Raw genomic sequence first — 13269 nt, forward strand, 5'->3', positions numbered from 1 at the left:
TTCTATATTTATCCTGATTTTTTACTTTCCGGTACAGAATTTTGAGAAGATTTCATTGACCAAATCTTCCCCTACAGCCTCTCCGATAATACTTCCTAAAGACTCATAAGCGTTCATTAAATCAATCGAAAAGAAGTCTTCCGGCATCTGCATTTCAATGCTGTTTTCAACCATTTTTAAACTGTCAAGTGCTTCTTCAAGAGCCGTTTTATGTCTCATATTTGTGATATAAACTTCATCATTAAAGCTTAATTCACCTTCAAAAAACATGTTTTTAATCTCCTGTTCCAGCACATCAATTCCCTGTTCTTCCTTTGCTGAAATCGACACAACTGGATGAGAAAGCTTTTCTTTTAACATTTCTTCGGTTACTTTCTGTTCCAAATCGGTCTTATTCAACAGCACAATTGCCTTTTTATCTTCGAGAATCTCCATGATTTCTTCATCATTTTCATCAAGAGGACGTGAAGAATCCACCACATAAAGAATCAAATCCGCATCTTTTGCATACTCTTTTGCCCGTCCTACACCGATTTGTTCTACTTTATCTTCTGTATCACGGATTCCGGCAGTATCAATCATACGAAGAGAAATTCCATGAAGCACAATCGTTTCTTCTAAAATATCTCTTGTCGTACCTGCAATATCCGTTACAATCGCACGTTCTTCTCCTACAAGTACATTCATAAGAGACGATTTTCCGGCATTTGGTTTCCCTACGATAACTGTTTTAATGCCCTCTTTCATCATCTTTCCTTCTTTTACTGTAGAAAGAAGGTTTTCCACTTTCTCTTTCTGAATTTTGATATCTTTCCCCAAAGTTTCCCCATAACCATCCACACTGATATGTTCCGGGTCATCTAAAGCAGATTCGATATATGCAATATGATAGATAATATTCTCTCTGATTTCACAGATTACTTTCTGCACAGAGCCTTTTAACTGATGAAGAGAACTCTTTAATGCATACTCATTCTTTGCATTAATTATATCAATGACTGCCTCTGCCTGTGATAAATCAATTCTTCCGTTTAAGAAAGCACGCTTGGTAAATTCGCCTGGCTCTGCCGGTCTTGCACCATACTTAATGACTGTTTCCAGCACTTTTTTCATTGCAAGCACACCGCCATGACAGTCAATTTCAATGGTATCTTCCCCTGTATAACTTCTCGGACCGTCCATTACCATGACTAAAACTTCGTCAATTTCTTCGTCTCCATCATAAATAAAACCATAATTTATCGTGTGAGATTTTACTTCTTCTATCTTATTTTTTCCATTTTTGGAACGGTAGATTTTTCCTGCAATTTCACGGCTTTTTGGACCACTCATTCGTATAATTCCAATTCCTGAAGCGGTCATAGCTGTTGCAACTGCTGCTATCGTTTCTGATGCCAGTATCGGCATAATCCAGCCTCCTAACCCAATTTAATATACTTTTTAATTTACTCTTAAGAAACAAAAAACGCTCCAGATAAAAGCACAGAGAATCCATCTCCAACATTCACGCTTTCACCTAGAACGTCTTTATTTTTTATTACATTATTTCTTTAATTTTACAACCACATGGCGATATGGTTCACTGCCCTCGCTATATGTTTCAACATAACGGTTCCCCTGAAGTGCAGAATGAATAATTCTTCTTTCATAAGGATTCATCGGCTCTAAAGAAACAGGTTTTCTCGTCTTTCTTACTTTGTAAGCAATGCTCTTTGCAAGATTTTCAAGTGTTTCTTTTCTTCTGTTTCTATAGTCTTCTGTATCAAGTTTTACACGGACATAACCCTGTCTGCCTTTGTTTACAACAAGGCTTGTAAGGTACTGAAGAGAATCCAGTGTCTGTCCTCTTTTTCCAATCAGAATACCCATATCCTGTCCGATAAATTCAACTTCAAGGCTGCCGTCTTCTGCTGTGTATTCTATTTTAAGCTCAACTTCAAGCTCCATTGCTTTAAATACACCACTTAAGAACATCTCAGCTTCCGCTTTGATTTCTGCAATCTCTTCCTCGCTTCGTTTGATGATTTTCTTCTCTTCACGAGGCTTTGGCTGCTCTTTTTTTGTTTCCTGATGTCTCACCGGTTTTACGGTTTCTTCTACAGGTTTTTCTGCTGCCTTATCAGTTTTTTTCACTTCTTTTTTTACCGGAACAGACTCTTTTATTTCTTCTGCTACAGGTTCTTCCGGTAAGGTTTCTTCTTTTCTGCGAGCTTTTATGATTGCCGGTTTTTTACCGATTCCAAAAAATCCTGAACTGCCTTCAGTCACAACCTGAATCTCCAGATTTTCACTGGAAACGCCAAGTTCAATGCTGGCTTTGATAATTGCCTCATCTGCTGTTTTAGCAGAAAACTCTTTGAATTCCATAACGCTTCCCCCTTACCGTTATTTTTTCTTTGTCTTATTCTTTTTATCAAATTCTGCAACCATGTTAGCCTTTGATGCAAGGCTTCCCGGTTTTGTTTCCGGTACTTCTCTGTAAGTATCTACAGCTTTTGAACCACTGTTATTATTGTATTTCTTTAAATTTGTGGTACATTTTGGTTCTTCAATATTTCTGACATTCTGTTTTGCCTGCTGTGTGATTTTCTGTGGCGGAAGTCCTGATTTTTCACGTTTTTTAGCAGCTTTTGCCTGATTTTTACGGATATAGTCTTCTAAATCCATGTTGTCCAGGTGTTTATTAATAATAAGCTGCTGGATACAACGAATCACAGAACCGGCAATCCAGTAAATACCAATACCAACCGGGAATGAGAAACAGATAAATGCAGAAAACAGAGGCATAAATGTGTTCATACTCTTCATTGTTGCGTTCATCTGGTCATTTGCTCCACCGTCCTGAGTGGTTGCCGCCGTTGGCATTAATTTAATGTTTAACATCTGTGTCAGCCAGGATAATACCGGAATTAAAACTGCTGCAAGAATCAACAGATAAGAGTGTGAACTCCATCCTGACTTAATCAGTGCAAGCGGGGTATCTGCGATATTCAGTCCAAGGAAATTCTGCATCGGACGAATTGTATTTGCTGTATTGCTTAATACATCTGAGAATCCACTAAAATCACTGATTTCACCTAAGTGTTTCCACTGTGTTGGTGATAAGTTATATAATACATCAATAATACGGTTTGTTGTTACATCATCTGCTCTCCAAGTATAAGTTCTTAATCCCTCATCCTTGATAAACTGTGTCAGGACATCTGCGTATCCGTCTACACTTGTGATACTTACAACGGCTTTGTCAAAAATTGCTTTAATCTCGCCAATATATCCAGGAATATTAATAATAACCTGGTATAAAGCAAAGAAAATCGGCATCTGAATGAATAACTGCAGACAACTTCCTGTTGGAGACACACCATATTTTTCATAAACTGCCATTGTCTCTTCCTGCATCTTCATCTGAGAAGCCTGGTCTTTTTTTCCTCTGTATTTTTTACTGATTTTCTGCAATTCTGGTGACATAACTGCATTCATTTTTGAAAACTTCTGCTGTTTAATCTGCAGAGGTATCATGAATGCATAAATGATAATTGTAAATAATATAATACAAAGACCGAGATTATGAATCCCAATCTTGTAAATGCCGTTCATCAGCCAGCCCATTACCTCGGCTACCCATTTTACAATCGGCATTGAACTCTTACTTAACAATGCACCCAAAATTCGTCCTCCTTATATAACCGGTGACCCCAATATTTCTCTAATTAGTGTGTGTTCTTATCCACATCATTTTTCGGTTCATCAGGGCACCGGGTCATATCCGCCTTTGGAAAATGGATTACATCTTAAAATTCGCCAACCGGCCAGTAAGCAGCCTTTTACTGCTCCATATTTTTCAATTGCTTCCAGTCCATATTGAGAACACGTAGGAATATAGGGACAACGTGTACTCTTTAATGGGGATATATACTTTTGATAAAACCGAATCAATTTAATTAGTATCGTTTTCATTCTCTTCGCTTTTTATGGTTTTTGTGAGTTTTCCTAAATGCATTAATGCACTTTCTATGGAATGAAACCCCTGGTTCTTTCCATTTACCCTGACTACAATTACAATATCATATCCGCATTTAAACTTTTCCTCATTTAACCGGTAACTTTCTCTTATGAGGCGCGCAAGATGGTGTCTCACAACACTGTTTCCCACCTTTTTGCTTACGGATATGCCAACTCTGTTTTTTTCTAACTGATTTTCTCTTACATACATAACCAGATATCGATTTGCTTTTGATGTTCCACTTTTATAAACCAGTTGAAAATCTCTGTTCTTCTTTAACGACTCCGAATATTTCATAAACCATCCTTTTAATGAAAAGAGAAGAAAAGACCACATGTCTGCGGTCTTAAGCTGATAATTTTTTTCTTCCTTTTAATCTTCTTGCAGCTAAAACTTTTCTTCCACCTTTTGTGCTCATTCTAGCTCTGAATCCGTGAACTTTAGATCTCTGTCTCTTTTTTGGCTGAAATGTCATTTTCATAATTCCAGGCACCTCCTTTAAATAAATATCTATCTATCTTGAGATAGTATTCCTATGGTTATGCATTATTTAGTAAACATCATTTCAATTATATTCATAAACCCCCTCTCCGTCAAGCATTTTTTCGATTTTTTTATACCAATTTATACCTGACTGAAGCTTTTAAAATTTGTCATTTATGGATTATTTTGCGCTTTTTAAGTTTTCCACATTTATCCGCATTGCGAAAAAGTTTTCCACATTTTCACTTTTGCAAGTTATCCACATTTTGTGGATAACTTTTCAATTTTTCCACTCTTTAAAAAAGTTATCCACAAAGTTATCCACATTTTTTGGTTTACATAATATTTCAAAAAAAATGTGGATAACTCGACCTTTTTTTGTGGATAACTTCAAAAAAAATGTGGATAACTTTTTTTGGTTTTTAAAAAATCCTTTAAAATCAAGGGTTTTAGCGTGTGGATAATGTGGAAAGAAGTTATCCACATTATCCACATTTACTGGTTGCAAATAATGCCTTTTTTCGAGTTATCCACATTATCCACATTGCTTTTTTGCAAGTTATCCACATTATCCACATTGGGAAAAGTTTTCCACATTTTTCGCATAGTTTTCCACATTTTTGTGATTAAACGGTTGATAAAAGTCCCAATTTATTATAGAATAGATAAATACAAAACTTGTAGTATTTTGATAGAAAGTGTATTTTTCGCACTTTCTATTGTTACGTTGTTTTATATTTACTTAAACACAGGAGATACACCATGCATCCAATACAAGAAAAATGGACGGATATTCTTAATACCATCAGAGAGGAACATCAGCTCTCTGATATTTCTTTCAAAACATGGCTTGAAACGCTTACTGTCCACAGTGTTGAGGACAATGAAGTGACAATTGTAGTCCCTACCGGGCTGATTGGTATCAACTATATTACTAACCGTTATCTTCTTCCCTTAAAAGTAGCCATTTCTGAGGCAACCGGAGAAGAATATGAAATTGCCCTAATCGAGCCAAAAGATATTCCATCTGAAACAGTACAAGCTCCCTCAACTATTATTAATGAAAATGTTGAGCGTGCAAACTTAAATCCCCGCTATACATTTGATACTTTCGTAGTCGGAAGCAACAATAAAATGGCACATGCAGCGTCCGTTGCGGTTGCTGAATCCCCAGGAGAAGCTTATAATCCACTGTTTATCTACGGTGGCGTTGGTCTTGGAAAAACACATCTAATGCATTCAATTGCACATTTTATTCTGCAGAAAAACCCAGAAACGCGGGTATTGTACGTTACAAGTGAAATTTTTACAAATGAATTGATTGAATCTATCCGCAGTGGTAATAATGCAGATATGACCATGACTAAGTTTCGGGAGAAATATCGCAACATCGATGTTCTGATGATTGACGATATTCAATTTATTGTAGGAAAAGAATCTACACAGGAAGAGTTTTTCCACACCTTTAATGCACTTCACGGTGCAAAAAAACAGATTATCATATCTTCTGATAAACCTCCGAAAGATATGGAAATCTTAGAAGACCGCCTTCGTTCCCGCTTTGAATGGGGCTTAATCGTTGATATTTCAGCTCCTGACTACGAGACAAGAATGGCGATTCTTAAGAAAAAAGAAGAACTTGACGGCTATTATATTGATGATGATGTCATTGAGTACATCGCAAAGAACGTTACCTCAAACATCCGTGAATTAGAGGGATCTCTCAATAAGATCATGGCATTTGCCAATCTGGAAAACTGTGAAATTAACCTCGCTCTGGCTGAAAAAGTCTTAAAAGACATCATTTCTCCGGATGAAGAGATGAGGGTCGTAACCCCTGAAATCATTATCCGTACGGTTGCTGAACACTTTGATTTATCCGCCAGTGATTTAATAGGAAACAAGAGAAGCTCTCAAATCACTTATCCGCGCCAAATTGCCATGTACCTCTGCCGTCAAATGACTGATATCACCTTGAAAATCATCGGTGACAAGCTTGGGGGACGTGACCATAGTACCATTATGAACGGAATCAAACGAATCGAAAAAGAAGTTCAGTATTCTGAAGAAACCAGAGAAGTGATTAATATACTTAAAAAGAAGATTAATCCAGCTAAAAATTCGCTTAAATAAAATTAAAAAATTAATCTTCATCCACACTTCTCTTGAAAATTGACATAGTTATCCACATTTTGGGTGTCAAAAATGTGGATAACTCGAAAAAAAATGTGGATAACTGCCATTTTTTTGTGGATAACTATGTGGATAACTCGGTGAAAAATGTGGATAACTTTTTTTTAAGTACTTTTTAAGTTGTTTAAGCAGAAAAGTTATCCACATTGATTTTGAGTTATCCACAAGTTATCCACATAGTTATCCACATTGTCAACACCCATTAAGCCCTTTATTTACAAGGGTTTCAAGAGTTATCCACATTATCCACATCCCCTACTACTACTACTATTAATATATTATATATATATATGTTTATAGCAAAACCATTTTCACAGAAAGGAAGTTATCCACATTATGAAATTAATCTGTTCAAAGTCTGAGTTACTAAAAAGTGTAAACATTGTCATGAAGGCAGTTCCTTCAAAAACGACAATGCCAATCTTACAGTGTATCCTGATTGATGCATCTGCCAATATTATCAAATTTACATCAAATGATATGGAACTTGGAATTGAGACAATTGTAGAGGGTTCTATCGAAGAAAAAGGAATCGTTGCTCTTGATGCGAAAATCTTTTCAGAAATTGTTAGAAAATTACCTGATAATGATGTTACAATTGTGACAGACGAAAAACAAAACACAACCATTACTTGTGAAAAAGCGAAATTTAATATTCCGGGACAGTCAGGTGAAGATTTCTCTTATCTGCCATTTATCGAAAAAAATGAAGGTGTTCAGATTTCACAGTTCACATTAAAAGAATTAATTCGTCAAACCATCTTTTCTATCGCAGTAAATGAAAACAATAAACTGATGACAGGTGAATTATTTCAGATTGCCAACAACACATTGAGAGTCGTATCCCTTGATGGACATCGTATTTCAATCCGAAAGATTCCGTTAAAGAATGAATGTTCTGACAAGAAAGTGGTTGTTCCGGGAAAAACTTTAAATGAAATCAGTAAGATTTTATCCGGTGAGACAGAAGACATGGTGGATATCTATTTTGCTGAAAATCATATTCTGTTTGAATTTGACAATACAAAAGTTGTTTCGAGATTAATTGAGGGAGAATATTTCAAGATTGACCAGATGTTGTCCAGTGATTACGAAACAAAGGTAACACTGAACAAAAAAGAATTTTTAGATAGTATTGACCGTGCAACTCTTCTTGTAAAAGAAGGAGATAAAAAACCAATTATTATTACAATTAACGATGAGGGTATGGAACTCCAGATCGACTCTCAGATTGGTTCGATGAAAGAAGACATCGACATTAACAAAATGGGAAAAGATATTATGATTGGTTTTAATCCAAAATTTTTAATTGATGCACTAAAGGTCATTGATGATGAAGAAATCCATATTTATCTCATGAATCCAAAAGCACCTTGCTTTATTCGTGATGATGCAGGACAATATGTATATCTCATTCTTCCGGTAAACTTTAATTCTGTCGGAAGATAATCGGAAGCACAGAAAGACTCCGGAAGTGTATTAACGCAGAAAGGACAAAACATGGAAATTATAAAATTAAGAGATGAATTTATAAAATTAGGTCAGGCACTAAAAGCAGCTAATCTAGTAGAAGACGGAGTGGAGGCAAAATACGTTATTCAGGATGGTCTTGTAACCGTAAATGGAGAAGTAGATACAAGAAGAGGCAGGAAACTGTATGACGGTGATGTTGTAGCTTATGATGGACAGGAAATTAAAATTGTGAAATAGCGACAGGTGTACAGATGTATATTGAATCAATGGAATTAAAGGATTTTAGAAATTATGAGTTTTTATCTTTGCGGTTTGACAAGGGAACCAATATTTTTTACGGCGACAATGCACAGGGAAAAACAAATATCCTTGAAGCTGTGTATCTTTGTGGAACAACAAAGTCACATAGAGGAAGTAAAGACCGTGAGATGATTCGGTTTCATGAAAATGAATCGCATATCAAGCTCAGAATAAACAAAGGGGGCATTTCCCACAGAATAGATATGCATTTGAAAAAAAATAAAGCGAAAGGAATTGCAATTGACGGGATTCCAATCCGTAAAGCAAAAGAACTTCTGGGGATTGTGAATATTGTATTTTTCTCACCGGAAGATTTAAATATTATAAAAAATGGTCCAGGTGAGCGCCGGAGATTTCTTGATTCAGAATTATGTCAGCTTAATAAAATCTATTTGTCGGATTTGTTTCAGTACAATCACATTTTAAATCAGCGCAATAAATTGTTAAAAGATATTGCACAAAAAGAAAGTCTTAAGAGTACGCTGGATATCTGGGACGAACAGCTTGTTCGCTATGGAGCCTCGGTAATTCGAAGCAGACGTGAATTTGTTCGTGAGATGAATGAAGTGATACAGCGGATACATAGCAGTATTACAGGAGAAAAAGAACAGATTGAGCTGATTTATGAGCCCAATGTGGAAGAAGAACAGTTTCTGGAAATACTGCTTAAAAACAGAGAAAAAGATTTTAAATTTAAAAACACATCATCGGGTCCCCACAGAGACGATATGTGTGTTAAAATAAATCATATCGACATTAGAAAATACGGTTCTCAGGGACAACAGCGTACAGCAGCCTTGTCATTGAAATTATCAGAAATTCATCTGGTAGAAAGAAAAATTAAAGATGTTCCCATTTTGCTGCTGGATGATGTATTATCAGAACTTGATGTGAACAGGCAGAATTATCTTCTGGAGAGCATCAAAAATATTCAGACCATGATTACCTGTACGGGTCTGGATGAATTTGTGAACAGCAGGTTTGAGATAAATAAACTTTTCAAAGTAGTAGACGGAACCATCGTTAACTGATATCAGGGAAACAGGAGGAATTGGATGAACACAGAAATTAAAACAGAGTATGGAGCCGACCAGATTCAGATACTGGAGGGTCTGGAAGCAGTAAGAAAGAGACCGGGTATGTATATTGGCAGTACTTCATCCAGAGGTCTGCATCACCTTGTGTATGAGATTGTGGATAATGCGGTAGACGAGGCGCTGGCCGGTTATTGTGATACAGTAGAAGTTACAATTAACAAAGATAATTCGATTACGGTTATTGATAATGGACGAGGTATTCCGGTAGGAATTAATCATAAAGCGGGAATCCCTGCGGTAGAGGTTGTATTTACAATTCTTCATGCCGGAGGAAAATTCGGCGGTGGCGGATATAAAGTATCCGGCGGTCTGCATGGTGTAGGTGCATCTGTTGTAAATGCACTGTCGACCTGGCTTGAGGTTACGATTTATCATGAGGGTAAAATTTACCGTCAGCGTTATGAACGTGGAAAAACTATTTATAAACTAAAAGTCATTGGGGATTGTGACTCGGAAAAGACCGGAACAATGGTTACGTTCCATCCGGATCCTGAAATTTTTGAGGAGACCGTATTTGATTTTCATACATTGAAACACAGATTCCGTGAAATTGCATTTTTGACAAAAGGTCTTAAAATTATTGCAAAAGATAATCGTGGGGAAGAACCAAAAGAAACAGTTTTTCACTATGAAGGCGGAATCCGGGAATTTGTGCAGTATTTAAATAAAAGTACTACAGCTCTTTACGAAGAGATTTTATATTTTGAGGGAACAAAAGACGGAGTTATGGTAGAAGTTGCAATGCAGCATAATGATTCCTACACAGAAAACACTTATGGATTTGTAAATAATATTACAACTCCGGAAGGCGGAACGCATGTAGTTGGTTTTAGAAATGCACTGACAAAAACCTTTAATGAGTATGCAAGAAAGAATAAATTATTAAAAGACAGCGATGCGAATCTTTCCGGTGAAGATATTCGTGAGGGATTAACTGCAATCATCAGTGTCAAGATTGAAGACCCTCAGTTTGAAGGACAGACAAAACAGAAACTTGGAAACAGCGAAGCAAGAGGTGCGGTGGATAATATCGTAGCCAATCAGCTTGAGATCTATTTAGAGCAGAATCCTGCAGTTGCAAAAATCATTATAGAAAAATCTGTGCTTTCACAGAGAGCCAGAGATGCAGCAAGAAAAGCCAGAGATTTAACCAGAAGAAAAACTGCACTTGAGGGAATGTCTCTTCCTGGAAAGCTGGCAGACTGTATGGATAAAGACCCGTCTAAGTGCGAAATTTACATCGTAGAGGGTGATTCTGCCGGTGGTTCTGCAAAGACTGCAAGAAGCCGTGCGACTCAGGCGATTCTTCCACTTCGAGGTAAAATTCTGAATGTAGAGAAAGCGCGTCTGGACAGAATTTATGCAAATGCGGAAATCAAAGCGATGATTACGGCTTTCGGAACAGGAATTCACGAAGATTTTGATATCAGCAAGCTCAGATATAATAAAATCATTATCATGACGGATGCCGATGTCGATGGTGCACATATTGCAACCCTGCTTCTGACATTTTTATATCGTTTCATGCCGGAGCTGATTAAACAGGGACATGTATATCTTGCAAAGCCACCTTTGTTTAAGATTGAACGGAATAAAAAAGTGTATTATGCTTATTCAGAAAAAGAACAGGATGAGATTCTTAACGAAATCGGACGTGACGGCAATAATCGTATACAGCGTTATAAAGGTCTTGGAGAGATGGATGCAGAGCAGTTATGGGAGACAACAATGGACCCAGAACGCCGTATTTTGTTAAAAGTTGTTATGGATGAAGAAACTTCTTCAGAAGTGGATTTAACATTTAAGACACTTATGGGTGATAAAGTAGAGCCTAGACGTGAGTTTATCGAGGAAAATGCAAGATATGTCAAGAACCTTGATATTTAAGTTTGATGCGTGAATAGATTGTTCAAGTCGAATGTCTGTGAGACTTGGTGCGTGATTCTGGTCAGCATATGATGTTAAATTGACTTAAACAGAGTTAAGGAGAGACGAATGGAAGATAATATTTTTGATAAAGTTCACGAGGTGGACCTGCAGAAAAAAATGGAAGAGTCGTACATTGAGTATGCAATGAGTGTTATTGCATCTCGTGCGCTTCCCGATGTAAGAGATGGCTTAAAGCCGGTACAGAGAAGAATTCTGTTTTCAATGATTGAATTGAATAATGGACCGGATAAGCCACATAGAAAATGTGCTCGTATCGTAGGTGATACGATGGGTAAATATCACCCTCACGGTGACAGTTCAATTTATGGAGCGTTGGTAAACATGGCTCAGGACTGGTCTACAAGATATCCGCTTGTAGACGGTCATGGAAACTTTGGATCTGTGGATGGTGATGGCGCAGCTGCTATGCGTTATACAGAAGCAAGGCTGAGTAAAATTTCCATGGAAATGCTTGCAGATATCAACAAGAATACAGTTGATTTTGCACCGAACTTTGATGAAACAGAAAAAGAGCCGGTGGTACTGCCGTCCCGTTACCCGAATCTTTTAGTAAACGGAACTTCCGGTATTGCGGTTGGTATGGCAACAAATATTCCACCGCACAATTTAAGAGAAACCATTTCTGCGGTTGTTAAAATTATTGACAACTATGTGGAAGAGGATCGAGATACCGGGATGGATGAAATTTTATCCATCGTAAAAGGTCCGGATTTCCCAACAGGAGCTATGATTCTTGGAACAAGAGGAATTGAAGAAGCTTACCGTACCGGACGTGGAAAAATCAGAGTACGCGCAGTCACAGATATTGAGACGCTTCCAAACGGCAAGAGCCAGATTATTGTCACAGAACTGCCATACATGGTAAATAAAGCGCGTCTGATTGAAAAGATGGCAGAACTGGTAAGAGATAAAAAGATTGATGGAATCACTTCTATCAACGACCACTCAAACCGAGAGGGGATGCGTATTTGTATCGAGTTGAGAAGAGATGCAAATGCGAATGTTATTTTAAATCAGTTATACAAACATACCCAGCTTCAGGATACCTTTGGGGTAAACATGCTTGCGCTTGTAAATAATGAGCCGAAAGTGATGAATCTTCTGGATATGCTGAAATATTATTTACAGCATCAGGAAGATGTAGTTACAAGAAGAACCAAATATGATTTAAATAAAGCGCAGGAAAGAGCCCACATCTTAGAAGGACTTTTGAAAGCACTGGAAAATATCGATGAAGTGATTCGTATTATCCGTGCAAGTAAAAATACACAGGAAGCCAAAGAAGGATTGATTACTGCATTTGGACTGACAGAAGTTCAGGCTCAGGCGATTGTAGACATGCGTCTGCGTGCATTAACCGGACTGGAACGTGCCCGTCTGCAGGGTGAGTACGATGAGCTGGTGAATAAAATCCGTGAGCTCAAAGCAATCTTAGGAGACAGAAACCTTCTGCTTCGTGTTATCAGACAGGAAATTTTATTAATTGCTGAAAAATACGGAGATGACAGAAGAACATCTATTGGTTTTGATGAATATGATTTATCCATGGAAGATTTAATTCCAAAAGAAAATACGGTGATTGCCATGACCAAATTAGGTTATATCAAACGTATGACCGTAGATAATTTCCGCAGTCAGAACAGAGGCGGTAAGGGAATCAAAGGCATGGCAACCATTCATAACGACTATATGGAAGAACTGTTGATGACAACGACTCACCATTATCTGATGTTCTTTACGAATATGGGACGTGTGTATCGTCTGAAAGCT

Annotated in this window: 12 protein-coding genes (1 of these 12 only partly in view); 6 read left to right on the top strand and 6 right to left on the bottom strand. The window is 37.3% G+C overall.

The window, feature by feature from the left end:
* Positions 1-21: 21 nt before the first annotated feature.
* The 6 genes from mnmE to rpmH all read right to left on the bottom strand — a co-directional run bounded on the left by mnmE (position 22) and on the right by rpmH (position 4484).
* A complete protein-coding gene (gene mnmE / locus ACYQ2D_RS09955; protein ID WP_117457885.1) occupies positions 22-1407 on the bottom strand; it encodes a tRNA uridine-5-carboxymethylaminomethyl(34) synthesis GTPase MnmE in 1386 nt (461 codons plus the stop codon).
* Positions 1408-1542: 135 nt separating this feature from the next.
* Positions 1543-2367 carry an RNA-binding cell elongation regulator Jag/EloR gene (gene jag / locus ACYQ2D_RS09960; protein WP_117457886.1) on the bottom strand — a complete coding sequence of 275 codons (825 nt, stop codon included), beginning with the start codon at positions 2365-2367 and terminating at the stop codon, positions 1543-1545.
* Positions 2368-2385: 18 nt separating this feature from the next.
* Positions 2386-3666: a YidC/Oxa1 family membrane protein insertase gene (locus ACYQ2D_RS09965; protein WP_243182813.1), complete on the bottom strand. Its 1281-nt coding sequence runs from the start codon at positions 3664-3666 to the stop codon at positions 2386-2388.
* A gap of 81 nt (positions 3667-3747) precedes the next feature.
* Positions 3748-3957: a membrane protein insertion efficiency factor YidD gene (gene yidD, locus ACYQ2D_RS09970; protein WP_117457887.1), complete on the bottom strand. Its 210-nt coding sequence runs from the start codon at positions 3955-3957 to the stop codon at positions 3748-3750.
* The gene (rnpA, locus tag ACYQ2D_RS09975; RefSeq protein ID WP_022303961.1) at positions 3938-4300 is read right to left on the bottom strand and encodes a ribonuclease P protein component; all 363 of its coding nucleotides are present in this window, start codon (positions 4298-4300) and stop codon (positions 3938-3940) included. The genes yidD and rnpA overlap by 20 nt, the downstream gene beginning before the upstream one ends.
* A 49-nt stretch (positions 4301-4349) precedes the next feature.
* On the bottom strand, positions 4350-4484 hold the full coding sequence (gene rpmH / locus ACYQ2D_RS09980) for a 50S ribosomal protein L34 (RefSeq protein ID WP_022303960.1): 135 nt from the start codon (positions 4482-4484) through the stop codon (positions 4350-4352).
* A 764-nt stretch (positions 4485-5248) separates the two neighbouring features.
* Between rpmH and dnaA the strand changes: the two genes are divergently transcribed.
* The 6 genes from dnaA to gyrA all read left to right on the top strand — a co-directional run.
* Entirely contained in the window at positions 5249-6619 is a 1371-nt protein-coding gene (gene dnaA / locus ACYQ2D_RS09985) for a chromosomal replication initiator protein DnaA (protein ID WP_022303959.1), read from the top strand.
* Between the two features lie 396 nt (positions 6620-7015).
* Positions 7016-8128 (top strand): DNA polymerase III subunit beta, encoded by a 1113-nt coding sequence (gene dnaN / locus ACYQ2D_RS09990; protein WP_117457889.1) that lies wholly within the window; start codon positions 7016-7018, stop codon positions 8126-8128.
* A 51-nt stretch (positions 8129-8179) separates the two neighbouring features.
* Positions 8180-8389, top strand: coding sequence for an RNA-binding S4 domain-containing protein (locus tag ACYQ2D_RS09995; protein WP_022303322.1), 210 nt, complete (start codon positions 8180-8182; stop codon positions 8387-8389).
* Positions 8390-8403: 14 nt separating this feature from the next.
* Positions 8404-9483, top strand: a complete 1080-nt coding sequence (recF, locus tag ACYQ2D_RS10000; RefSeq protein WP_117457890.1) for a DNA replication/repair protein RecF — start codon at positions 8404-8406, stop codon at positions 9481-9483.
* Positions 9484-9507: 24 nt separating this feature from the next.
* Positions 9508-11436: a DNA topoisomerase (ATP-hydrolyzing) subunit B gene (gyrB, locus tag ACYQ2D_RS10005; RefSeq protein ID WP_022303320.1), complete on the top strand. Its 1929-nt coding sequence runs from the start codon at positions 9508-9510 to the stop codon at positions 11434-11436.
* Positions 11437-11544: 108 nt separating this feature from the next.
* Positions 11545-13269, top strand: partial view of a DNA gyrase subunit A gene (gene gyrA / locus ACYQ2D_RS10010; RefSeq protein ID WP_117457891.1) — the 5' portion only. The gene runs 765 nt beyond the window's last position; only the first 1725 of its 2490 coding nucleotides appear in the window; the start codon lies at positions 11545-11547; its stop codon lies beyond the right edge, outside the window.

The sequence above is a fragment of the Blautia stercoris genome, assembly GCF_054657695.1.